This window comes from Streptomyces sp. P9-2 (assembly GCF_051903975.1).
Lineage (GTDB): Bacteria > Actinomycetota > Actinomycetes > Streptomycetales > Streptomycetaceae > Streptomyces > Streptomyces cellulosae.
This window is the reverse complement of the sequence record NZ_CP192633.1, coordinates 231,654-254,724: the sequence shown is the minus strand read 5'-3', so window position 1 is coordinate 254,724 and position 23,071 is coordinate 231,654. Positions and strand designations below refer to the sequence as shown.

The 23,071-nt window shown below is 71.6% G+C and carries 23 protein-coding genes and 1 tRNA gene; 14 read left to right on the top strand and 10 right to left on the bottom strand.

Annotated elements, in window-relative coordinates:
* Positions 1–31: 31 nt before the first annotated feature.
* Positions 32–105 (top strand) — tRNA-Met (locus ACQY0Z_RS01175).
* A gap of 137 nt (positions 106–242) precedes the next feature.
* On the opposite strand, the gene ACQY0Z_RS01170 is transcribed toward ACQY0Z_RS01175, so the two are convergent.
* The gene (locus ACQY0Z_RS01170) at positions 243–659 is read right to left on the bottom strand and encodes a transcriptional repressor (RefSeq protein ID WP_189901040.1); all 417 of its coding nucleotides are present in this window, start codon (positions 657–659) and stop codon (positions 243–245) included.
* A gap of 143 nt (positions 660–802) precedes the next feature.
* Between ACQY0Z_RS01170 and ACQY0Z_RS01165 the strand changes: the two genes are divergently transcribed.
* Complete coding sequence (locus ACQY0Z_RS01165; RefSeq protein ID WP_254585410.1) at positions 803–2,254, top strand: catalase; 1,452 nt, start codon at positions 803–805, stop codon at positions 2,252–2,254.
* A 101-nt stretch (positions 2,255–2,355) separates the two neighbouring features.
* On the opposite strand, the gene ACQY0Z_RS01160 is transcribed toward ACQY0Z_RS01165, so the two are convergent.
* Positions 2,356–2,757, bottom strand: coding sequence for a CBS domain-containing protein (locus ACQY0Z_RS01160; RefSeq protein WP_189901043.1), 402 nt, complete (start codon positions 2,755–2,757; stop codon positions 2,356–2,358).
* Positions 2,758–2,927: 170 nt separating this feature from the next.
* On the bottom strand, positions 2,928–3,728 hold the full coding sequence (gene hisN, locus ACQY0Z_RS01155) for a histidinol-phosphatase (RefSeq protein WP_019522878.1): 801 nt from the start codon (positions 3,726–3,728) through the stop codon (positions 2,928–2,930).
* A 127-nt stretch (positions 3,729–3,855) separates the two neighbouring features.
* Here hisN and ACQY0Z_RS01150 point away from each other — a divergent pair, with 127 nt between their 5' ends.
* Positions 3,856–4,467 (top strand): TetR family transcriptional regulator, encoded by a 612-nt coding sequence (locus ACQY0Z_RS01150; RefSeq protein WP_189901047.1) that lies wholly within the window; start codon positions 3,856–3,858, stop codon positions 4,465–4,467.
* Between the two features lie 68 nt (positions 4,468–4,535).
* On the opposite strand, the gene ACQY0Z_RS01145 is transcribed toward ACQY0Z_RS01150, so the two are convergent.
* The 4 genes from ACQY0Z_RS01145 to ACQY0Z_RS01130 form a co-directional block, all read right to left on the bottom strand.
* Positions 4,536–4,859 carry a DMT family transporter gene (locus ACQY0Z_RS01145; protein ID WP_189901049.1) on the bottom strand — a complete coding sequence of 108 codons (324 nt, stop codon included), beginning with the start codon at positions 4,857–4,859 and terminating at the stop codon, positions 4,536–4,538.
* Between the two features lie 110 nt (positions 4,860–4,969).
* On the bottom strand, positions 4,970–5,980 hold the full coding sequence (gene rsgA / locus ACQY0Z_RS01140; protein WP_189901051.1) for a ribosome small subunit-dependent GTPase A: 1,011 nt from the start codon (positions 5,978–5,980) through the stop codon (positions 4,970–4,972).
* Positions 5,981–5,989: 9 nt separating this feature from the next.
* Entirely contained in the window at positions 5,990–7,306 is a 1,317-nt protein-coding gene (gene aroA / locus ACQY0Z_RS01135; RefSeq protein WP_254585412.1) for a 3-phosphoshikimate 1-carboxyvinyltransferase, read from the bottom strand.
* Positions 7,307–7,392: 86 nt separating this feature from the next.
* Positions 7,393–8,115 (bottom strand): M50 family metallopeptidase, encoded by a 723-nt coding sequence (locus ACQY0Z_RS01130; protein ID WP_189901055.1) that lies wholly within the window; start codon positions 8,113–8,115, stop codon positions 7,393–7,395.
* Positions 8,116–8,175: 60 nt separating this feature from the next.
* On the opposite strand from ACQY0Z_RS01130, the gene ACQY0Z_RS01125 reads away from it, so the two are divergent.
* The 10 genes from ACQY0Z_RS01125 (at position 8,176) to ACQY0Z_RS01080 (ending at position 18,352) form a co-directional block, all read left to right on the top strand.
* Positions 8,176–8,991 carry an SOS response-associated peptidase gene (locus tag ACQY0Z_RS01125; protein ID WP_189901057.1) on the top strand — a complete coding sequence of 272 codons (816 nt, stop codon included), beginning with the start codon at positions 8,176–8,178 and terminating at the stop codon, positions 8,989–8,991.
* A 109-nt stretch (positions 8,992–9,100) separates the two neighbouring features.
* Positions 9,101–9,730, top strand: a complete 630-nt coding sequence (locus tag ACQY0Z_RS01120) for an alpha/beta hydrolase family protein (RefSeq protein ID WP_381731058.1) — start codon at positions 9,101–9,103, stop codon at positions 9,728–9,730.
* Between the two features lie 257 nt (positions 9,731–9,987).
* Positions 9,988–10,674, top strand: coding sequence for an RNA polymerase sigma factor SigR (gene sigR, locus ACQY0Z_RS01115; RefSeq protein ID WP_033272060.1), 687 nt, complete (start codon positions 9,988–9,990; stop codon positions 10,672–10,674).
* Entirely contained in the window at positions 10,671–10,973 is a 303-nt protein-coding gene (gene rsrA, locus ACQY0Z_RS01110; protein WP_189901059.1) for a mycothiol system anti-sigma-R factor, read from the top strand. The genes sigR and rsrA overlap by 4 nt, the downstream gene beginning before the upstream one ends.
* A 141-nt stretch (positions 10,974–11,114) precedes the next feature.
* Entirely contained in the window at positions 11,115–12,494 is a 1,380-nt protein-coding gene (locus tag ACQY0Z_RS01105; RefSeq protein WP_254585415.1) for an HD-GYP domain-containing protein, read from the top strand.
* Positions 12,491–13,753, top strand: coding sequence for an HD-GYP domain-containing protein (locus tag ACQY0Z_RS01100; RefSeq protein ID WP_189901063.1), 1,263 nt, complete (start codon positions 12,491–12,493; stop codon positions 13,751–13,753). Before ACQY0Z_RS01105 ends, ACQY0Z_RS01100 begins: the two co-directional genes overlap by 4 nt.
* A gap of 156 nt (positions 13,754–13,909) precedes the next feature.
* Positions 13,910–14,890: a tetratricopeptide repeat protein gene (locus ACQY0Z_RS01095; protein ID WP_019522890.1), complete on the top strand. Its 981-nt coding sequence runs from the start codon at positions 13,910–13,912 to the stop codon at positions 14,888–14,890.
* A gap of 145 nt (positions 14,891–15,035) precedes the next feature.
* Positions 15,036–15,686, top strand: coding sequence for a peptide deformylase (gene def, locus ACQY0Z_RS01090; protein ID WP_189901064.1), 651 nt, complete (start codon positions 15,036–15,038; stop codon positions 15,684–15,686).
* A gap of 216 nt (positions 15,687–15,902) precedes the next feature.
* Positions 15,903–16,988: an epi-isozizaene synthase gene (gene cyc1, locus ACQY0Z_RS01085; protein ID WP_189901066.1), complete on the top strand. Its 1,086-nt coding sequence runs from the start codon at positions 15,903–15,905 to the stop codon at positions 16,986–16,988.
* The gene (locus tag ACQY0Z_RS01080; protein WP_439811707.1) at positions 16,985–18,352 is read left to right on the top strand and encodes a bifunctional albaflavenone monooxygenase/terpene synthase; all 1,368 of its coding nucleotides are present in this window, start codon (positions 16,985–16,987) and stop codon (positions 18,350–18,352) included. Before cyc1 ends, ACQY0Z_RS01080 begins: the two co-directional genes overlap by 4 nt.
* A gap of 25 nt (positions 18,353–18,377) precedes the next feature.
* On the opposite strand, the gene ACQY0Z_RS01075 is transcribed toward ACQY0Z_RS01080, so the two are convergent.
* Complete coding sequence (locus tag ACQY0Z_RS01075; protein ID WP_439811706.1) at positions 18,378–19,340, bottom strand: GlxA family transcriptional regulator; 963 nt, start codon at positions 19,338–19,340, stop codon at positions 18,378–18,380.
* A 93-nt stretch (positions 19,341–19,433) separates the two neighbouring features.
* On the opposite strand from ACQY0Z_RS01075, the gene ACQY0Z_RS01070 reads away from it, so the two are divergent.
* Positions 19,434–19,655 carry a hypothetical protein gene (locus ACQY0Z_RS01070; protein WP_381725294.1) on the top strand — a complete coding sequence of 74 codons (222 nt, stop codon included), beginning with the start codon at positions 19,434–19,436 and terminating at the stop codon, positions 19,653–19,655.
* A 21-nt stretch (positions 19,656–19,676) separates the two neighbouring features.
* Here the strand turns inward: ACQY0Z_RS01070 and ACQY0Z_RS01065 are convergent, their stop codons facing one another.
* Positions 19,677–20,633 (bottom strand): ribonucleotide-diphosphate reductase subunit beta, encoded by a 957-nt coding sequence (locus tag ACQY0Z_RS01065; protein ID WP_231627894.1) that lies wholly within the window; start codon positions 20,631–20,633, stop codon positions 19,677–19,679.
* Between the two features lie 53 nt (positions 20,634–20,686).
* Complete coding sequence (locus tag ACQY0Z_RS01060; RefSeq protein ID WP_439811705.1) at positions 20,687–23,044, bottom strand: ribonucleoside-diphosphate reductase subunit alpha; 2,358 nt, start codon at positions 23,042–23,044, stop codon at positions 20,687–20,689.
* Between the last annotated feature and the right edge of the window lie 27 nt (positions 23,045–23,071).

Here is a 23,071-nt window from a genome sequence, read left to right as displayed (position 1 = left end):
CGGGCACCTTGACGTAGCTTTAAGACATCGCCGCGGGGTGGAGCAGCTCGGTAGCTCGCTGGGCTCATAACCCAGAGGTCGCAGGTTCAAATCCTGTCCCCGCTACTGATGGCCGAGGGCCGGAATCCGAAAGGGTTTCGGCCCTCGGCGTTTTCCTGTGCGGACGCGTTCCGTGTCCAGGCATGACGAAGAGCCCCGGGCACCCGTAGGTGGCCGGGGCTTCGTCGAAGCCCTAGTGCCGGTCAGGCCGACGCGCAGTTGGGGCACAGGCCGCGGTACGTCACCTCGACGTCGGACACCGTGAAACCGAACCGCTCCGTGTCGGGCAGGTCGGCCAGCGGGTTGCCGGTCGGGTGGACGTCGCGGATCGCCCCGCACCGCGCGCACACCAGGTGGTGGTGCGGACGGTGCGCGTTCGGGTCGTAGCGCTTGGCCCGCTGGTCCGTCGCGACCTCCAGCACCTCGCCGAGCGAGACCAGCTCGCCCAGGGTGTTGTAGACGGTCGCCCGGGAGATCTCGGGCAGCTTGGCGACAGCTCTGGCGTGCACCTCGTCGGCCGTCAGGTGGACGTGTTCGCCGTCGAGGACCTCGGCCACCACACGGCGCTGCGCGGTCATCCGCCAACCGCGTCCGCGAAGTCGTTCCAGAAGGTCACTCATAGGCACCAGCCTAACAGCAGGGGGGAGTCGAATCCCGAACGGGTGTGACTTTGGAGCTTTACTTGACTTAGACAATGTCCATTGTAGGATCGAGCCAGGCTTTAGCCAAGGCACAAGTTGCAGTACTGACGCAGGAGGCGCACGTGACGCAGGGACCGCTTACGACGGAGGCCGGAGCTCCGGTCGCCGACAACCAGAACAGCGAGACCGCGGGCGTCGGCGGCCCGGTCCTCGTCCAGGACCAGCTCCTGCTCGAGAAGCTCGCCCACTTCAACCGTGAGCGCATCCCGGAGCGCGTGGTGCACGCCCGCGGCGCCGGTGCGTACGGCACCTTCAAGGTGACCGCCGACGTCACGAAGTACACCCGGGCGAAGTTCCTGTCCGAGGTGGGCAAGGAGACCGAGGTCTTCCTGCGCTTCTCGACCGTGGCGGGCAACCTGGGCGCGGCGGACGCGGTGCGCGACCCGCGCGGTTTCGCGGTGAAGTTCTACACCGAGGAGGGAAACTACGACCTCGTCGGCAACAACACCCCGGTGTTCTTCATCCGGGACGCGATCAAGTTCCCCGACTTCATCCACACCCAGAAGCGCGACCCGTACACCGGCTCGCAGGAGGCGGACAACGTCTTCGACTTCTGGGGCCTGTCGCCCGAGTCGACCCACCAGGTGACCTGGCTGTTCGGCGACCGCGGCATCCCGGCGTCCTACCGCCACATGGACGGCTTCGGCTCCCACACCTACCAGTGGAACAACGAGGCCGGCGAGGTCTTCTGGGTCAAGTACCACTTCAAGACGGACCAGGGCATCAAGAACCTGACCGCCGAGGAGGCCGAGGTCCTCGCGGGCAAGGACCCCGACTCGCACCAGCGTGATCTGCGTGAGGCCATCGAGCGCGGCGAGTACCCGTCCTGGACCGTGTACGTCCAGATCATGCCGGCGGCCGAGGCGGCCACCTACCGCTTCAACCCGTTCGACCTGACCAAGGTCTGGCCGCACGCGGACTACCCGCTGATCGAGTTCGGCAAGCTGGAGCTCAACCGCAACCCGGAGAACATCTTCGCCGAGGTCGAGCAGTCGATCTTCAGCCCCGCCCACTTCGTGCCGGGCATCGGTCCCTCCCCGGACAAGATGCTCCAGGGCCGTCTCTTCGCGTACGGCGACGCCCACCGCTACCGCGTCGGCATCAACGCCGACCACCTGCCGGTGAACCGCCCGCACGCCACCGAGGCGCGCACCCACTCCCGTGACGGCTACCTGTACGACGGCCGCCACAAGGGCGCGAAGAACTACGAGCCGAACAGCTTCGGCGGCCCCTTCCAGACGGACCGTCCGCTGTGGCAGGGCGTCCCGGTCACCGGGGTCACCGGCGAGTCGGTCACGCCCGTCCACGCCGAGGACAACGACTTCGTCCAGGCGGGCAACCTCTACCGGCTGATGTCGGAGGACGAGAAGGAGCGCCTGGTGAAGAACCTGGCGAACGCCATCTCGGGTGTGACGCGCGACGACATCGCCGAGCGCGCGATCAACAACTTCCGCCAGGCCGACGAGGACTTCGGCAAGCGGCTGGAGGCCGCGGTGCAGGCCCTGCGCGGCTGATTCCAGCGCTGGACCGCTTGCCGATCGACGGGCCGGATCCCCTCCCGGGGCTCCGGCCCGTTTCTCGTGTCCGTCAGGCGGTGTCCGTCAGTTGGTGTCCGTCAGGCGGGCACCTGCGGGGCCCGCTGCCGGGCCGGCGCCCAGCAGCGGATGATGTCGCGGACCGAGACGATGCCCGCGGGCTCGCCCCGGTCGAGGACGATCAGATGCCGGAAGCCGCCGTGGGCCATGGCGGACGCGGCCTCCTCCAGGGTCCAGGAGGGGGCGGCGAAGACGACGTCGGTGGTGGTGTGGGCGTGGGCGCGCTCCGCGTCCGGGTCCTGGCCCAGACCCACGGAGTTGAGGACGTCCCGTTCGGTGAGGATGCCGATCCCGGTGCCGTCGGGGTCGAGGACCACGGCCGCGCCCACCCGGCGCGCGGACATCAGGGCGGCGGCCTGGCGGAGCGTGTGGGCGGGGCCGATGGTGAGGACCACGGTGCTCATGGCGTCACGGACGAGCATGGATGGAGCCACCTCCTACCGGAAAACGCGAGCTCACGGGCCCGGGGACCCGCTCGTTCGCGCTTTCACAAGTTCACAAGTGGGGGAACTCTCAGAGTGGCAGGCAAAGCGGGGGTCAACAAGAGGGCGCACGCGGCCGCCCGGGGGCGTGCGGCGCCCTCGCGTCCGGATCAGTACCGCTGGTTGAGATACCCCAGCAGCTCGTCGTGGAGCAGGCCGTTGGAGGCGGCGGCGTTGCCGCTGTGCGGGCCCGGGCGGCCGTCGAGGCCGGTGAAGGTGCCGCCGGCCTCCGTCACCACGATCGCCGTGGCCGCCATGTCCCACAGCGACAGCTCCGGCTCCGCGCAGATGTCCACCGAGCCCTCGGCGACCATCATGTACGGCCAGAAGTCGCCGTACGCGCGCGTGCGCCACACCTCGCGGGTCAGGTCCAGGAAGCCGTCCAGCCGTCCCTGCTCCTCCCAGCCGGTCAGCGAGGAGTACGCGAAGGAGGCGTCGGAGATCCGCGAGACGCGGGAGACCTGGAGCCGGGTCGCCGAGGACAGGCTGCGCCCCGCGTAGGCGCCGTGGCCCTTCGCCGCCCACCAGCGGCGGCCCAGGGCGGGCGCGGACACCACGCCGACGACCGGCTGGAAGCCCCCCTCGCCCGCCTCCATCAGCGCGATCAGCGTGGCCCACACGGGCACGCCGCGCACGTAGTTCTTGGTGCCGTCGATCGGGTCGATCACCCAGCGGCGCGGTCCTGTGCCCTCCACGCCGTACTCCTCGCCCAGCACGGCGTCGCGCGGGCGGGCGCGCTGGAGGTGGCCGCGGATCAGCTCCTCGGCGTTCTTGTCCGCCTCGCTCACCGGCGTCATGTCGGGTTTGGTCTCCACCTTCAGGTCGAGAGCCTTGAACCGGTCCATGGTCGCGGCGTCGGCGGCGTCCGCGAGGACATGGGCGAGACGCAGGTCGTCGAGGTAGTCGGGCATGCAACGAACGGTATAGGCCGAGATCGGTTCCGGGCCACCGGGGGCCCGTTCCGAGACCCCTTGACAGTCCCCGACACCCCGTCAAATCTGAACCGCAGGGTCTCGGCCGCTCGCCCCGAGGGAGGCGATGATGCCTGCAGCGCGGGAATCACTGCTGGACGCCGCTTACACCGCACTCGCCCGCCGTCCGTGGTCGGCGGTGCGGATGGTGGACGTCGCCGCCGCGGCCGGGGTCTCCCGCCAGACCCTCTACAACGAGTTCGGCAGCAAGGAGGGTCTCGCCCGGGCCCTGGTCCGGAGGGAGGCCGACGGCTACCTGGCCGGCGTCGACCGCGCCCTCACCGCGCACGCCGACCCCCGCGACCGCCTCACCGCCACCGCCGAGTGGACCACGCTGAGCGCCCGCGAGAACGCCCTGGTGCGGGCCATGCTCACCGGCTGCTGGAACGAGCGCCTGCCCATGCCCGCCCTCACGGCTGTGGCCTCCGGCTCCCCGGTGCCCGCGCAGCGCCGCGCCGACGGGCCGCTGCCCTCGCCCTCCGACTTCGTGCACCTGGTCCGGGACCGGGCCGTCGCCGTGCTCGCCGGTCCGGGGCACGCGCGCGGCGACGCCGCCGACCTCGCCCGGTCCTGCGAGCTGGTGATCAGACTCGCGCTGTCCTGCGTCGTCGCGCCCCCGCCCGACGAGGGCGTGGCCGAGCTGGTCCGGGGCGCGCTGCACCGGCAGGCGGTGCCATAGGGCGCGTCCCCTTTAATACGTCTCGATCAATGAAGGGGTAATACGTCTCCATTGATGAAGGGGACGGCTCAGTGCGCCGACCCCGAGAGCTGCAGCCCGATCACCCCGACGATCACCAGGGTGATCGAGACGATCTTCAGCGTGGACACCAGGTCCCCGAGGAACACCATCCCGTAGATGGCCGTCCCCGCCGCCCCGATGCCCGTCCACACCGCGTACGCCGGTCCCACGTCCAGCTTCTTCAGCGCCAGGGTGAGCAGTCCGAAGCTGCCCAGGGCGAACGCGCAGAAGGCGATGGTCGGCCACAGCCGGGTGAACCCGTGCGACAGCTTCAGACACACGGCGAAACCGGTCTCGAGCAACCCGGCGACGATGACCAGCAGCCACGCCATGTGTGTCCTCCCGCATTCCCCGCGTACAGTGACCGCTTCGTCTGGGTTCGTGTCCGGCTCGGTGCGATTATGCACTTACCGGCGACACCACGGGGCAAACACGACGCGGGTCAGTCCCCGTCGCTCCGCTCCCGCGAGGCGAGCAGCCGACGCAGCGAGTACAGCCGCGCAGGGTCCGCGTGACCCTCCGCCACCCAGTCGTCCAGCGCGCAGTCCGGCTCGTCGTGACTGCACGCGCGCGGACAGCCCTCCGTGCCCGGCTCCAGGTCGGGGAAGGCGTGGATGACCCGCGACGGGTCGACGTGCGCCAGACCGAACGACCGCACGCCCGGCGTGTCGATCACCCAGCCCTCGGCGCCCGCGAGCGGCAGCGCCAGCGCGGACGTCGTGGTGTGCCGGCCGCGTCCGGTCACCGCGTTGACGTGACCGGTGACACGGCGCCGCTCCTCCGGCACCAACGCGTTGACGAGGGTCGTCTTGCCGACGCCCGAGTGGCCCACGAACGCCGTGATCCGGCCGTCGAGCTGCTCGCGCACCCGCTCCACCGCCTCGCCGCTCTCCAGCTCCGCCCGGCTGGTGACGACGTACGGGATGTCCAGGTCGCCGTAGAGCTCCAGCAGCTTGTCGGGCGGGGCCAGGTCGGACTTGGTCAGCACCAGCAGCGGCTCCAGGCCGCCGTCGTAGGCGGCGACCAGGCAGCGGTCGATCAGGCGCGGCCGGGGCTCGGGGTCGGCGAGGGCGGTGACCACGGCGAGCTGGTCGGCGTTGGCGACGACCACCCGCTCGTAGGGATCGTCGTCGTCGGCGGTGCGGCGCAGCACCGACGAGCGCTCCGCGATCCGCACGATCCGGGCGAGGGTGTCCTTCTTGCCGGACAGATCACCGACGAGGGCCACCCGGTCGCCCACCACGGCGGCCTTGCGGCCCAGTTCGCGGGCCTTCATCGCGGTGACGACGCGGTCCTCGACGAGGCAGGTCAGCCGGCCCCGGTCGACCGTGAGCACCATGCCCTCGGCGGCGTCCTCGTGCTTGGGCCTGATGTGGGTGCGCGGCCGGTTGCCCTTGCGGTTGGGGCGCGAGCGGATGTCGTCCTCGTCGGTGTGCTTGCCGTAGCGGCGCATCGTGAACCCCTACGCCCCGAGCATCCCGGTCCACAGCTCGGGGAAGTCCGGCAGGGTCTTCGCCGTGGTCGCCACGTTCTCGATCTGCACGCCCTCGACCGCCAGGCCGATGATCGCACCGGCGGTGGCCATGCGGTGGTCCTCGTAGGTGTGGAAGACCCCGCCGTGCAGCCGGCGCGGGCGGATGTGCAGACCGTCGGCCGTCTCGGTGACGTCGCCGCCCAGCTCGTTGATCTCCTTGGTGAGCGCCGCCAGCCGGTCCGTCTCGTGCAGCCGCAGATGGGCCACGCCCCGCAGGGTCGACGGGGAGTCCGCGAGGGCCGCGACCGCCGCGATGCCCGGGGTCAGCTCGCCCACCTCGCCGAGGTCCACGTCGATGCCGTGCACCGCGCCGGAGCCGGTGAAGACCAGTCCGTACTCGGTCAGCTCGCAGGAGCCGCCCATCTCGGTGAAGATCTCCCGCAGCCGGTCGCCGGGCTGGGTGGTCCGCGCGGGCCAGTCGGGGATGACCACCTTGCCGCCGGTGACCAGCGCCGCCGCGAGGAACGGCTGCGCGTTGGACAGGTCCGGCTCGATCGTCAGGTCCCGGCCGAGCAGGGCGCCCGGGGTGACCCGCCAGACGTTCGGCTCGCCGCCCGACTCGGGGGTGTCGACCTGGGCGCCGACCGCGCGCAGCATGTCGACCGTCATCCGGATGTGCGGCATCGACGGCAGCGTCGCGCCGGTGTGCCGCACCTCCACGCCCTGGTTGAAGCGCGGCGCCGACAGCAGCAGGGCGCTGACGAACTGCGACGACGAGGACGCGTCCACCTCGACCGTGCCGCCGTCCAGCGCGCCCCCGCCGTGCACCGTCATCGGCAGAGCGCCCCGCTCGTCGTCGTCGATCCGCGCGCCCAGCCGGCGCAGCGCGTCGATGACGCCGTTCAGGGGGCGCTCGTAGGACCGCGGGTCGCCGTCGAAGCGCACCGGGCCGTCCGCCAGGGTGGCCACCGGCGGCAGGAAGCGCATCACCGTGCCCGCGTTGCCCACGTCCACGGTGGCCCGGCCGTGCAGACCGGCCGGGACCACACGCCACGCCTCGCCCGTCCCGTCGGGACCGACGCCCTCCTCGATCTCCACGCCCAGGGCACGCAGCCCGCCCGCCATCAGCAGCGTGTCGCGCGAGCGCAGGGGGCGGCGCAGCCAGCCCGGCTCGGAGGCGAGGGCGGCGAGGACGAGGGCGCGGTTGGTGACCGACTTGGACCCGGGCACGTGGACCGTCGCGTCGACGGCTCCGCTCGCGTGCGGGGCGGGCCAGAGGGCGGTGTGCGTGGGATTCGGGGCCATGAGGCCACTTTATAAGGAGGTGAGGAGCCCGGCCGTTCCGTGCCCGCCAGGCGGAACACCGCCCGGTCGCCCGTCGGTCCGCGGGGTCACAGCCCCAGCAGCCAGCGCCCCCCGCCCAGCAGCGAGCACACCGACACCGCGTGGAACAGGAACAGCCACATCCCCGCCGGGACGTGCGTCAGCCGGGACAGCTGGTCCGCGTCCGAGTCGCCCGCCCCGCCGCGCCGCCGCTTGGCCTGCAGCTCGAACGCCGGGCGCACCCCGCCCAGCAGCAGGAACCACACCACGGCGTACGCGAACGCCGCCTGCACCTGCGGCCCCGCCAGCCAGGACACCAGCACGAACGTGCTCCCGGTGACCAGCACGGACACCGCCCCGTAGGCGTTGCGGATCATCACCAGCACCGCCAGCAGCAGCGCGGTGGCCAGCCACAGCAGCAGCGTGATGCGTCCCGCGCCGAGCAGCGCGGCCCCGCCCAGGCCCAGCAGCGGGGGAGCGGTGTAGCCGGCGGCGGCCGTGAGGATCATGCCGATGCCGGTGGGCCTGCCCCGGCTGACGGTCAGGCCGCTGGTGTCGGAGTGCAGGCGTATGCCCGTCAGGGTGCGGCCGGTGAGGAGCGCCACCAGGCCGTGCCCGCCCTCGTGCGCGATCGTGATCGCGTTCCGGGCGATCCGCCAGGGCGCGTGCGGCACGACCACGGCGAGGGCCGCCACCAGGGTCGCGACGACCACCCACAGGTCCGGGTCGGGCTGGGTGCCCGCGACCTCGTCCCAGAGGGAGGCGAGGGACGCGGACGCGGTGCTGGCCATGCTCGTCATGTGTGTTGGATCGCTCCCTGTGCGCGTGCGGAGTCTGGCAGTGTTGCACGTATGTGCGGACGGTATGCAGCGAGTCGGAGGCCCGAGGATCTCGCCGGGATCTTCGAGATCGAGAAGTGGGAGCCCGAGGAGACCCTGGAGCCCGACTACAACGTGGCGCCGACCAAGGAGGTCCACGCCGTCCTCGACCGTCCTCTGAAGGACGCGGACGACCCCCGCCCGGTTCGGCAGCTGCGCACGCTCAAGTGGGGCCTGGTGCCCTCCTGGTCCAAGACCCCCGAGGGCGGCGCGCGGATGATCAACGCGCGCGCGGAGACCGTCCACGAGAAGCCGTCGTACCGCCGCGCCTTCTCCTCCCGCCGCTGCATCCTCCCCGCCGACGGCTACTACGAGTGGGTCACCGGGAAGCAGGAGCGCGACCTGGAGGTCGAGGGCAAGAAGAAGCGCCCCCGCAAGCAGCCCTACTTCGTCACCCCGGCCGACGGCTCGGTCTTCGCGATGGCCGGGCTGTACGAGTTCTGGCGCGACCGCACCCTGCCCGACGACCACCCCCGGGCCTGGTGGGTGACCTGCTCCGTGATCACCACCGAGGCGGAGACGAGCCCGCTGGCCGTGGCCCCCGCCGAGGGACCTCACTCCCTCGCCGACATCCACCCGCGGATGCCGCTGATGCTCACCCCGGACCGCTGGGACGACTGGCTGGACCCGTCCCGCACCGACCCCGAGGACCTGCGCGGGCTGCTCGCCCCGCCGCCGCCCGGTCTGATGCGCGCCTACCCGGTCGCCACCGCCGTCAGCAACGTCCGCAACAACGGCCCGGAGCTGCTGAAGGAGCTGGCCGCCCCGGAAGAGGGCACACTCTTCTGACGTGAGCCCCGAGTCTGACGTGAGCCCCGAGTCTGACGTGACCCCCGAGTCTGACGTGACCCCCGAGTCTGACGTGACCCCCGAGTCCGATGTGACCAGCAAGTCCGACGTGACCACCGAGACGGTCGGCACGGACGCCGGCGACGCCCGCGTCACCTGGCACCACGCCGCGACGCCGCGCCTCGTCCTCGCCGCGAGCCACGGCGCGGGCGGCGGCATCGAGGCCCGTGACCTCGCCGCGCTCGCCGCAGTCCTCCCCGCGCACGGCGTGACCGTCGCCCTCGTCGAGCAGCCCTGGCGGGTGGCCGGCAAGAAGCTCGCCCCCGCGCCGAAGACCCTGGACACCGGCTGGCGCGGCGTCTGGCCCACCCTGACGAAGCCCGGCCTGCCGGTGATCTCCGGCGGGCGCAGCGCCGGCGCCCGCGTCGCCTGCCGCACCGCGACGGAACTGGGCGCCCGGGCCGTGCTCGCGCTGAGCTTCCCGCTCCACCCGCCCGGCAAGCCGGAGAAGTCCCGCGCCGAGGAGCTGCTGGGCGCGGGCGTCCCCACCCTCGTCGTCCAGGGCGGCAACGACCCCTTCGGGAAGCCCGCCGAATTCCCCGAGGGCGACCACGAACTGGTGGAGGTCCCGCGGGCCGATCACGGCTTCGCCGTGCCCAAGCGGGCGGACCTCACGCAGGAGGAGGCCCTCCGGGTGATCACGGACGCGGTCGTGCGGTGGACGGCCGCCCTCGGCTGAGGCGCCGGGAATGCGGGCGGGGCCCCTGCTGTTGAGGGGGGCGTACGTGCCGGTCGAACGGCACCGTCGCCGTAGGAGAGGAAGTCCACCGCATGGGTTCCACGTTCTGCCCGAGCCGCAGTGCCCGCGCCGGCCTCGACTGGACGGTGCTGCACGCGGCCAAGACCGCCCCTGTTCGGGCGGCGGGCGGACCGGATCGTCGTCTATCCTCCGATTCGGGTGAGGCCGGTCTCGGTCTCGCGACGACTTTCAAGGAGGTGGGTCCGGTTCCCGGTACCGACGCAGGGACCGAACACGGCCAGGCGGAGCAGCCCGAGGGCCAGGGCGACACGCGCGCGGAGTCGACCGCGGAGCGCAGCGCGCGCTTCGAACGGGACGCGCTCGAGTTCCTCGACCAGATGTACTCGGCCGCGCTGCGCATGACGCGCAACCCGGCCGACGCCGAGGACCTGGTGCAGGAGACCTACGCCAAGGCGTACGGGTCCTTCCACCAGTTCCGCGAGGGCACCAACCTCAAGGCGTGGCTGTACCGGATCCTCACCAACACCTTCATCAACTCGTACCGCAAGAAGCAGCGCGAACCCCAGCGCTCCGCGGCCGAGGAGATCGAGGACTGGCAGCTCGCTCGCGCCGAGTCGCACATGTCCACGGGTCTGCGCTCCGCCGAGTCGCAGGCGCTGGACCACCTGCCGGACTCGGACGTGAAGGAAGCCCTGCAGGCGATCCCGGAGGAGTTCCGCATCGCGGTCTATCTCGCCGATGTCGAGGGCTTTGCCTACAAGGAGATCGCCGACATCATGGGGACACCCATCGGTACGGTGATGTCCCGGCTTCACCGGGGACGTCGCCAGCTGCGCGGCATGCTCGAGGACTACGCGCGCGAGCGCGGACTGGTCCCGGCCGGTGCCGGAGAGTCGAACGAAGCGAAAGGCTCGGGGTCATGAGCTGCGGAGAGCCGCACGAGACGGATTGCAGCGAAATCCTCGATCATCTCTACGAGTTCCTCGACCGTGAGATGCCGGACGACGACTGCCAGAAGTTCGAGCACCACTTCGAGGAGTGCTCGCCCTGCCTGGAGAAGTACGGGCTGGAGCAGGCGGTCAAGAAGCTCGTCAAGCGGTGCTGCGGACAGGACGACGTGCCGGGCGACCTGAGGTCGAAGGTCATGGGCCGGATCGAGCTGATCCGCTCCGGCCAGAACGTTCCCGAGCAGGACGTCACGGCCGCTCCGCAGGAGTCCTGACACCGTCCCAACCCCCGGGCCGCGTCACCCGATTGTGCTAATCGGCGGGCGGTCCGCCCGCGGCGGCCCCTCCGCCCGTCCTAGGCTCCAGAAGCCGACGGGCGACGGAAGCCGCGCGCGGCGCGGTCGGGGGAGGGGCTCATGGAGGCGTTACCGGCGCGGGCCCGGGTGTATCTCACCGGCGTCACCCTGCTCGGGCTGTGCTGTCTGCTCCCCCTGCCGGGCGTCCCCCGGCCGGGGGTGCTGTCCTCCCTGCCCGACCCGCGCGTCCCCTGGTGGCCGGTCGTCCTGCTCGCCGCCCTGTACGCGGGGTGCGAGCGCCTCGCCCGGTCCCGCCTCGCCGCAGGACCCCACCCCGGCGGCACCTTCCACCCCGTGCTGCTCGCCGGGGCGTTCCTGCTGCCGCCCACCGCCGCCGCCCTCGTCGCGCTGCCCGGGGCGCTGCTGCTCCCCGTCGAGCACGGCCCGCGTCTCGCACGCCGGCTGTGGCGCACGGGCCGGCTCGTCGTCGCCGTGTGGGCCGCGAGCCTGGTCCATCTGAAGACGGGCGGCCGGGACGCGGTGGCGAACTGCGACATGCCGGGCGCCCTCGCCACGGCCGGCGTCGCGGTGCTCGCGTTCTGCCTCGTCCTCACCCTGCTCGACGGCGGCGTCCTGGCGCCCGCCCCCGGCGGACTGCCCCGCACCCGTCCCGTGGCCGCCTGGTGGCGGCTGTTCCTCGGCTCCCTGGCGCCCCTCACCGTGCACGGCCTCGCCGGACTGATGATGGCCCTGCTGTGGCGCAGCCCCTACGGCCCGGTCGCGGCGCTGCTGGTGCTGCTGCCGATGGGCGTCTCCTGGTGGGCGTTCGCCCAGTACCACCGGGAGCGCGCCGCCCATCAGGCCACCATCCGTGCCCTGGTGCAGGCCGTCGACATCAAGGACGGCTACACGCGCGGCCACAGCGAGCGCGTCGGCCGCGCCTCCGTGCTGATCGCCCGCGAACTCGGCATGGACGACGAGCGGGTCGAGATGCTGCGGTTCGCGGGCATCCTGCACGACGTCGGCAAGCTCGGCGTGCCCACCCGCGTCCTCACCAAGAACGGCCCGCTCACCCCCGAGGAGCGCCGGGTCATCGAACTGCACCCCGAGTACGGGCACGAGATGGTGCGCGGCATCTCCTTCCTCGGCGAGGCCCGCGCGGCCGTGCTGCACCACCACGAGCGGCTCGACGGCACCGGATACCCCTACGGGCTGGCGGGCGGTCAGATCCCGGAGTCGGCGCGGGTGGTCGCGGTCGCCGACGCCTTCGACGCGATGACCTCCACCCGCAGCTACAGCAGGGCGCGACCGGTGCCCGTGGCGCTGGAGGAGCTCGAGCGGTGCGCGGGCACACACTTCGACCCGCGGATGGTGAAGGCCCTCGTCCGCGCGGTCGGCCGCGTCGGCTGGCACCCCACGGTGACCGCCGACGAACCCCGGCGTACGGCCGTCCCCGGCCCGACAGCACCCGTCACCGGCCGTCACGGGGCGCGCCGGTGAGGCCCCGCGCGCACACCGTCCCGCTGCACACCGTCGTGCACCTGTGCGCCGCCGTCCTCGCGGCCGGGTCGCTGGGCACGACCCTGTACCACGGCGTCGAGGACCGCTCCACCGCCCTCGCCTTCGGCACGCTCGTCGCGGTCGGCGAGCTGACCCGGCGCGGCGGCCGGGGCATCCGGGAGCCCGCACCGCTCGCCGCGGCCGGCTCACTGGCGTACGCGCTGCTCGGCGAGGTCGGAGGGCGGCCCGCCGAGCACGGCGCCGCCCAGGTCGTCACCGTGGTGCTCGCCGCGTCGCTGCTCGGCAGCGTCCCGCACGTCGGACGCGGCGACGGGCCGTCCCTGGACCCGGTGACCCGCAGGGTGCTCACCGTCGGCTTCGTCGCCGTGTGTTTCCACCCGCTGCACGCCCGGGGCGCGTTCGACGACTGGAGCGGGCCGGGACACGCGCTGCTGCTGCTGGTCCTGCTGACCCTGACCGCGCTGTGCGACGCCGTGCTCGCCGCCGCGCTGGCCCACTCCCGCACCGGCTGGCCCTTCCCGCCGCTGCTGCGCGACGAGCTGCGGGCCGTCCCCGGCATCGGCGCCGCCGTCGTCGCCACCGGTGCGGTGATGGCGCTGGGCGCGGCGGTCGTGGGGCTGTGGGCGCTGCCCGTGTTCTCCGTGCCGCTGCTGCTCGCGCAGTTGTCCCACCGGCGGTTCACGGCGGTGCGCGCCACCTACCGGCAGACCATCGCGTCCCTCGCGCGGGCCACCGAGATCGCCGGGTACACCCCGCACGGGCACTCGCGCCGGGTCGCCGCGCTCAGCCAGGCGGTGGGCCGGGACCTCGGGCTGACCGAGCCGGAGCTGACCGTGCTGGAGTACGCGGCGCTGATGCACGACATCGGGCAGCTCAGCCTCGTCGACCCGGTGCCCGAGGGCGCCACGGCAGGGCTGCCGCCCGCCGAGCAGCGCAGGATCGCGCTCCTGGGCGGCGCCGTGGTCCGGCAGACCGGCGTGGACCCCCGCGTCGCCGGGATCGTCGAACGCCAGGCCGACCCGCACACCGAGCAGCCGCTCGCCGCCCGGATCGTCCGGGTGGTCAACGCGTACGACGAGAAGTGCAGGGAAGGAGGGCCCGGGGGGCCGCTGACCGCGCTGGAGGAACTGCGGCTGGGGGCCGCCGGGGAGTACGCGCCGGAAGTCGTCGAGGCCCTGGCCAGAGTTCTGTCCCGGGACACGGAGGGGACGCGTGAGCAGGTGGACCGGTCGTGGTGAGAGGGCGGAGCGGGCGGTCTGGTTCCCGGCCGAGCTGGGTAACCCATGGGTAATGAGCGCCCTCGCGGCCGTACGTGGTTGGATGCGAAGGAGAGGGTGTCCGGGGGTGCCGATCGCTGTGGCCGGCCCACCGAACGGAACTGGCAGGCGGGAATCGTGAGGATCTTCGGCAAGGGACGTCACCGGCCCTCCGCCTCCTGGCGGCAGGCCACGGACCGCGCGTTCACGCTCATCGGCGACGGCCGGTACGAGGACGCGGGCGCGCTGCTGACCCGCGCCGCCGATCTGGAGCCCTGGCTGTCGGAGTCCTGGTTCAACCTGGCGCTGCTGCACAAGTTCCGGCACGACTGGGAGCAGGCGCGCGCGGCCGGACTGCGCGCCGTCGCCCTGCTCGACCGCGACACCGGCGCCCCGGACTGGTGGAACGTGGGCATCGCCGCGACCGCCCTCCAGGACTGGCCACTGGCCCGCCGCGCCTGGCAGGCCTACGGGCTCAAGGTGCCGGGCCCCGCGACCGACTCGGGCGAGCCCCTCGGCATGGACCTGGGCAGCGCGGCCGTACGGCTGTCCCCGGAGGGGGAGGCCGAAGTGGTGTGGGGGAGGCGGCTGGACCCCGCCCGCATCGAGGTGCTGTCCATCCCCCTGCCGTCCTCCGGGCGCCGCTGGGGCGAGGTCGTGCTGCACGACGGGGTGCCGCACGGCGAGCGGAGCACCGCCGCCGGGCACACCTACCCGGTGTTCGACGAGATCGAGTTGTGGGCGCCCTCGCCGGTGCCGACCTGGGTGGTGCTGCTGGAGGCCGCGTCCGAGGCCGACCGGGACGCGCTGGAACAGCTGGCCTCCGACGCCGGGTTCGCGGCGGAGGACTGGTCGTCGTCGGTGCGGCTGCTGTGCCGGATGTGCTCGGAGTCACGGATGCCGTCGGACGAGGGTGACGGGGAGCACCTCGATCCTCACGATCACAGTGAGCCGGGGCATCCCGGGCCGCTGGGGCATCGGACGGACGGGCAGTTGTGGGTGCCGGAGCGGGAGTGCGGCATCGCTGCCCCGGCTTCTCTGGTTCGGGGGTTGTTGGACGGGTGGGTGGCCGACAGTCCGGACTCTCGGGACTGGCGGGATCTCGAAGAGGTCTGTTAGCACCGTCGCCGGGTGCGGGTTCGCTGTGGTCGATCGCGCCCACGCGGCGGGGCCGCATATCGATACCGTCCCGCGCCCCTCACGGGGCGCTGCCGCTTACCCTTGTCACATCACCTCCGGTTTCTCAGGAAGGCACACGTCGGTCATGGCTCAGCAGGACACCGATCAGCAGCACGCGGGCGTGCTCCCCGTCGACGACGAGGGCTACGTCATCGACACGGAGGACTGCGAGGAGCGCGAGGCGGCGTGGCGGGAGCGCGGCACCTCGCGCCCGATCACCGTGGTCGGCAACCCGGTGCTCCACAAGGAGTGCAAGGACGTCACGGACTTCGGCGAGGAGCTCCAGCAGCTCGTCGCCGACATGTTCGCCAGCCAGCGCACCGCCGAGGGCGTGGGGCTCGCCGCCAACCAGATCGGTGTCGACCTGAAGGTCTTCGTGTACGACTGCCCGGACGACGAGGGCGTGCGCCACGTCGGCGTGGTCTGCAACCCGAAGCTGGTCGAACTGCCCGCCGAGCGGCGCCGGCTGGACGACAGCAGCGAGGGCTGCCTGTCGGTGCCCACCGCGTACGCGTCCCTGGCCCGGCCCGACTACGCCGAGGTGACCGGTCAGGACGAGAAGGGCAACCCGATCCGGGTACGCGGAACGGGCTACTTCGCGCGCTGCCTCCAGCACGAGACGGACCACCTGTACGGCTACCTGTACATCGACCGTCTGTCGAAGCGCGAGCGTAAGGCCGCGCTGAAGCAGATGGCGGAGAACGAGCCGCGCTACCCCGTGGTCGCCAACGACTGACCGCCTTCAAGGCTTCCTTCACATCGCGCACACGGCGCCCGATCCGGCACATCCCGGACGGGCGCCGTTCGTCTGTGCGCATCCAAAGGTAGTGAAAGAAGCAAATCCGTTCCCAGAACGGTCAGTTGTGGTGCTGAATGGAGGTACGGGGATACGCACGGCGTACGCCCGGCTCGGGGGGCGGACGCTCAACTGGCGGCTGAGAGGGGAATGTTCGTGCATGCTTTGTCACACGGCTCCACATCGACACCGACCACCATCGCAGTTCCACCGGCGCTGTCTCTTCCGGTGATCGAGGCGGCGTTTCCCCGGCAACTCCACCCGTATTGGCCGAAGCTCCAGAGGGAGACCCGGGCATGGCTGCTCGAAAAGCGGCTCATGACCCCGGAGAAGGTGGAGTCATATGCCGACGGCCTGTGCTACACGGACCTCATGGCGGGCTTCTACATAGGCGCGCCCGACGAGGTCCTCCAGGCGATAGCGGACTACAGCGCCTGGTTCTTCGTCTGGGACGACCGTCACGATCGCGACATCGTGCACGGCCGGCCCGTGGCCTGGCGGCGGCTGAAGGACCTGCTGCACAGCGCCCTCGACCGCCCCGGTGACCACCTGGGTCACCAGGACCCCGTGGTCGCGGGTCTCGCCGACAGCGTGCGGCGGCTCTACGCGTTCCTTCCGGACACCTGGAACGCGCGGTTCGCGCGCCACTTCCACGCCGTGATCGAGGCGTACGACCGGGAGTTCCACAACCGCACCGAAGGCATCGTCCCGACCGTCGAGGAATACCTCGAACTGCGCCGCCTCACGTTCGCGCACTGGATCTGGACCGACCTTCTGGAACCAAGCGCGGGATACGAACTCCCGGACGCGGTGCGGAAGAACCCGGCCTATCGGAAACCGGCGCTGCTCAGCCAGGAATTCGCCGCCTGGTACAACGACCTCTGCTCGCTCCCCAAGGAAATCGCCGGAAACGAGGTGCACAATCTCGGCATCAGTCTCGTGACCCACGAGGGAATGACCCTCGAAGAGGCGATCGCCGACATGCGGCACCGCGTGGAGGAATGCATCAGCGAATTCCTGGACGCGGAACAGGAGGCATTACGTTTCGCCGACCGGCTCGACGACGGGACGGTGGGCGGAAAGGAGACGGGCGCCGCCGTGCGCGTCTGCGTCGCCAACATGCGGAACTGGTTCAGTTCCGTCTACTGGTTCCACCACGAGTCCGGCCGGTACCGGGTCGACAGCTGGGACGACCGGTCCACGCCCCCGTACGTCAACAACGCAACGGAAGGTGAGAAATGACCGTCGAGTCCGTACGCCCGAAGGACGCCAACGCGACGGAGGAGCCGCCAGTGGCCGGCGGCGCCGTTCCGTTCCTCGGCCACGGCTGGCGCCTGGCGCGCGACCCGCTGGCCTTCCTGTCCCAGCTGCGCGACCACGGCGACGTGGTGCGACTGAAGCTGGGTCCCAAGACCGTCTACGCCGTCACCACCCCCGCCCTCACCGGAGAGGTGGCGCTCAGCCCGGACTACATCATCGCCGGGCCCCTGTGGGAGTCGCTGGAGAGCCTGCTCGGCAAGGAGGGCGTGGCCACCGCCAACGGCAAGCTGCACCGGCGTCAGCGGCGCACCATCCAGCCCGCGTTCCGGCTCGACGCGATCCCCGCCTACGGCCCGATCATGGCCGAGGAGGCGTACGAGCTCGTGGACCGCTGGCGGGCCGCGGACGGGGTCCTGGACATCACGTACGAGTCGTTCCGCGCGGCCGTGCGGGTCGCCGCCCGCTGCCTGATGCGCGGCGGTTACATGGACGCCCACGCCGACCGCATATGCGCCGACCTCACCACCCTGTTCGCGGGGATGTACCAGCGCATGGTGGTGCCGCTCGGACCGCTCTACAAGGTTCCTCTCCCGGCCAATCGGGAATTCAACCGGGCGCTGGCCGATTTGCATGTCCTGGTCGACGAGATCGTCGCCGACCGACGGGCAAGCGGTCAAAAGCCGAACGATTTGCTGACGGCTTTGCTGGAGGCGAAGGACGACAATGGCGACCCCATCGGGGAACAGGAGATCCACGATCAGGTCATCGCCATCCTGACCCCCGGCGCCGAAACCGTCGGATCCACGATCATGTCGCTGCTCCTGGTTCTCACCGAGCACCCGGAACTCGGCGACAAGATCCGCGACGAGGTGAAATCCGTGGTCGGCGACCGCCAGGTCGCATTCGACGACGTGCGGAAGCTGACGTACACCGCGAATGTCGTCACGGAGACCCTGCGGCTGTATCCGGCCGTATGGATATTGACCCGCCGCGCGGTCGCCGACACGGAACTCGGCGGTTACCGCATTCCGAAGGGCGCGGACCTCATCTACAGCCCGTACGCGATCCAGCGCGACCGGCGGTCGTACGAGCGGAACGAGGACTTCGACCCGGACCGCTGGCTCCCCGGGCGGTCCAAGGACGTGCCGAAGTACGCCATGAGCCCGTTCAGCGTCGGCAACCGCAAGTGCCCCAGCGACCACTTCTCCATGGCGGAGCTCACGCTCATCACCGCCGTGGTCGCCCACGCCTACGGCTTCGAGCACGCGTCGGAGTCCGACCCCCGGCCCCGCATCGGCATCACGCTGCGGCCCCGCCGGCTGATGCTGCGGGCGCGGCCCCGCTGACGCCGTCCCGCCGTCCGGCGCGCGGTCAGGCGGCCTCCGGGCCCCTGAACGCGCGCCGGTAGGACTGCGGGGTGGTCCCCACCGCGCGCACGAAGTGGTGGCGCAGCGCGGCCGCGTTGCCGAAGCCCGTGCGGCCGGCGATCGCGTCCACCGTCTCGTCCGTCCGCTCCAGCAGGTGCTGGGCCAGCAGCACCCGCTGACGCAGGATCCAGCGGTACGGCGTGGTGCCGGTCTCCTGCTGGAAGCGGCGGGCGAAGGTGCGCGGCGACATATGGGCGCGGGCGGCGAGCTGCTCGACGGTGACCTCCTCGTCGAGATGCTGCTCCATCCACACCAGCGCCCCGGCCACCGAGTCGCCCCCGGGCTCCGGCAGCGGACGCTCGATGTACTGGGCCTGCCCGCCGTCGCGGTGCGGGGGCACCACCATCCGCCGGGCGATCCGGTTGGCCACCTCCGGGCCCTGCTCCTTGCGCACCAGGTGCAGACAGGCGTCGATCCCGGCGGCGGTGCCCGCCGAGGTGATCACCGGGTCCTCGTCGACGTAGAGCACGTCGGGCTCGACCGTCAGATGCGGATAGCGGCGGCTCAGCTCCTCCGCGTGCTTCCAGTGCACCGCCGCGCGCCGCCCCTCCAGCAGCCCGGCGGCGGCCAGCACGAACACCCCCGAGCACACGCTCAGCACCCGCGCGCCCCGGTCCACCGCCCGGCGCAGCGCGTCCAGCATCTCCGGCGGGAACTCCCGGGAGGCGTAGGAGGCGCCGGCGGGCACGGTGATCAGGTCGGCCGTCTCCAGCCGCTCCAGCCCGTGCTCGGTGCCGAGAGTGAAGCCGGTGCTCGCGCGCACCGAGGGCCCCTGCGCCGAGACCACCGCGAAGTCGTACACCGGCAGCCCGTCGTCGCTGCGGTCGATGCCGAAGACCTCGCAGACCACGCCGAGTTCGAAGGGGTTCACGCCGTCGAGGAGGACGGCCGCCACATTCCGGAGCATGGCTCCAGTGTGCCTCGCCGTTGGCAGTAAATCGAGGGTGTACGGCAGTCCTGCCACTCCCCGTCAGGAGCGTCCGGCGGCACAGTGGTGTCCATGAACACGACGCAGACAGAAGCACTGATCGCGATGGTGGCCGTTCTCGGCCTGTTCGTCCTCATGGTCGCGCCCGCCGTGATCGGCATCCTGCGCGACCGCCGTATCGACCGCCAGATCCGGGAGGCCGCGGCGGCCCCCGTCACGGAACCGCCCGACACCCGGACCGCGTCCCGTCCGGCGCGCGGGACCGCTCCGCGCCGCCCCGTACGGGCGGCGTGAGACGGCCCCGGCGCCCCGGCGTCAGAAGTCCTCGTCCAGGTCGACCGTGCCCTCCACGGCGACCTGGTACGCGGACGGACGGCGCTCGAAGAAGTTGGTCAGCTCCTGCACGCCCTGCAGCTCCATGAAGGAGAACGGGTTCTCCGAGCCGTACACCGGCGCGAAGCCCAGGCGCACCAGACGCTGGTCGGCGACGCACTCCAGGTACTGCCGCATCGACGCGGTGTTCATCCCCGGCAGCCCGTCGCCGCACAGGTCACGGGCGAACTGCAGCTCCGCCTCCACGGCCTCGCGCAGCATGTCGGTGACCTGCCGGCCGAGCTCCTCGTCGAACAGCTCCGGCTCCTCCTTGCGCACGGTGTCCACCACGTCGAAGGCGAAGCTCATGTGCATCGTCTCGTCGCGGAACACCCAGTTGGTGCCGGTCGCCAGGCCGTGCAGCAGGCCCCGGCTGCGGAACCAGTAGACGTAGGCGAACGCGCCGTAGAAGAACAGGCCCTCGATGCACGCGGCGAAGCAGATCAGGTTCAGCAGGAAACGGCGGCGGTCGGCCTTCGACTCCAGCCGGTCGATCTTCTCCACCGAGTCCATCCACCGGAAGCAGAACTCGGCCTTCTCCCGGATGGACGGGATGTTCTCCACGGCCGCGAAGGCCGCCGCCCGGTCGTCCGGATCGGGCAGATACGTGTCCAGCAGGGTCAGGTAGAACTGGACGTGCACGGCCTCCTCGAAGAGCTGCCGCGACAGGTACAGCCGCGCCTCGGGCGAGTTGATGTGCTTGTACAGCGTCAGCACCAGGTTGTTCGCCACGATCGAGTCGCCGGTGGCGAAGAACGCCACGAGCCGGCCGATCAGATGCTGCTCCTCGGGCGTCAGCTTCGCCAGGTCGGCGACGTCCGAGTGCAGGTCCACCTCCTCGACGTGCCAGGTGTTCTTGATCGCGTCCCGGTAGCGCTCGTAGAAGTCCGGGTAGCGCATGGGGCGCAGGGTGAGCTCGAAGCCGGGGTCGAGCAGGTTCTTGGTCGTGCTGGTCACTGGCAGGCCTCGCAGGATTCGGGGTTCTCGAGGGAGCAGGCGACGGCCTCGGGGTCGGCCGGCTGCTGGGCGGGGACGGCGGCGCGGGCCGCGCGGGCGATCCGGGTCGCCGGGCGGGAGCGCAGGTAGTAGGTGGTCTTCAGCCCTTGCTTCCAGGCGTAGGCGTACATCGAGGAGAGCTTCCCGATGGTCGGCGTCTCCAGGAACAGGTTGAGCGACTGCGCCTGGTCCAGGAACGGGGTGCGGGCGGCGGCCATGTCGATCAGTCCGCGCTGCGGGATCTCCCACGCCGTGCGGTACAGCCGCCGTACGTCCTCGGGGATCCACGCGACGTCCTGCACCGAACCGTTGGCCTCGCGCAGCGCCTCCCGGGTGCGCGCGTCCCACACCCCGAGCCGCTTGAGGTCCTCCACCAGGTACGAGTTGACCTGGAGGAACTCCCCGGACAGCGTCTCGCGCTTGAACAGGTTGGACACCTGCGGCTCGATGCACTCGTACACGCCCGCGATGGACGCGATGGTCGCCGTGGGCGCGATCGCCAGCAGCAGCGCGTTGCGCAGGCCCGTCGCGGCGATCCGGGTCCGCAGCGCCTCCCAGCGCTCCGGCCAGGCGAGCTCGACGCCGTAGTGGTCGGGGTGCAGCACGCCCCGCGCGGTACGGGTCTTCTCCCAGGCGGGCAGCGGGCCGTGCCGCTCGGCCAGTCCCGCGGACGTCTCGTACGCGGCGAGCATGATCCGCTCGGCGATCCGGGTGGACAGCGCCTTCGCCTCGGGGGAGTCGAACGGCAGCCGCAGCCGGAAGAACACGTCCTGCAGCCCCATCACGCCCAGACCCACGGGGCGCCAGCGGCTGTTGGACCGGGACGCCTCCCCGGTCGGGTAGAAGTTGATGTCGACCACCCGGTCCAGGAACGTCACGGCGGTGCGGACCGCCGCGTCCAGGCGCTCCCAGTCCATGCCGTCCTCGCCGGCGAACGCCGCGAGGTTGACCGAGCCGAGGTTGCAGACCGCCGTCTCCCCGTCGTCGGTGACCTCCAGGATCTCCGTGCACAGGTTGGACGAGTGGACGACGTGGCCCGGCTCGGCGGTCTGGTTGGCGGTGCGGTTGGCGGTGTCCTTGAAGGTCATCCAGCCGTTGCCGGTCTGCGCGAGGGTGCGCATCATCCGGCCGTACAGCTCGCGCGCCGGGAGCGTCCTGCGGGCCAGGCCCTTGGCCTCGGCGGCCCGGTAGGCCGTGTCGAACTCCTCGCCCCACAGGTCGACCAGTTCGGGCACGTCCACCGGGGAGAACAGCGACCACTGCGCGTCGTCGGCGACCCGGCGCATGAACTCGTCCGGCACCCAGTGCGCCAGGTTCAGGTTGTGCGTACGGCGGGCGTCCTCGCCGGTGTTGTCGCGCAGTTCGAGGAACTCCTCGATGTCCGCGTGCCACGTCTCCAGGTAGACCGCGGCGGCGCCCTTGCGGCGGCCCCCCTGGTTCACCGCGGCGACGGAGGCGTCCAGCGTTTTCAGGAACGGCACGATGCCGTTGGAGTGCCCGTTGGTGCCGCGGATCAGCGAACCCCGGGCGCGGACGCGGGAGAAGGACAGGCCGATGCCGCCGGCGTGCTTCGAGAGGCGGGCGACCTGGTGGTAGCGCTCGTAGAGGGAGTCCAGCTCGTCCTGGGGGGAGTCCAGGAGGTAACAGGACGACATCTGCGGGTGGCGGGTGCCGGAGTTGAACAGCGTGGGGGAGGAGGGCAGATAGTCGAGCCGGCTCATCAGCCCGTACAGCGCGGCGACCTCCTCCAGCGCCCGCTCGCTCTCGTCCTCGGCGAGCCCGCACGCGACCCGCAGCAGGAAGTGCTGGGGCGTCTCCACGACCTTGCGGGTCACCGGGTGGCGCAGCAGGTAGCGGCTGTGCAGGGTGCGCAGCCCGAAGTAGCCGAAGCGGTCGTCGGCGTCCGTGTCGATCAGCGCGTCCAGACGGTCCGCGTGCAGCCGGACGAACGCGGCGGTCCGGTCGCCGATCAGGCCCTCCCGGTGCCCGGCGGCCACCGAGCCGGTGAACGAGGTGACGCCCTGCGAGGCGGCCTCGGCGCGGATGCCGAGCGTCAGCAGCCGGGCGGCGAGCCGGGAGTAGGCGGGGTCCTCGGAGATCAGCCCGGCCGCCGCCTCGGTGGCCAGGTCCCGCAGCTCCGCCTCGTCGGCGGCGGCGGACCGGCCGCGCAGCGCGGCCGCGGCCACCCGGCCGGGGTCGGCGTCGGGCAGGTCGGCGGTCAGCTGGGTCAGGGTCCGCAGCAGCGCGGCCCCGGGGCCGTCGCTCTCCTCGGTCACGCGGGTCGCTGAAGCCGGATCGGCTGGCGCGATGGTCACGTGGGGCTCTCCCTCGCTCGGCACGGG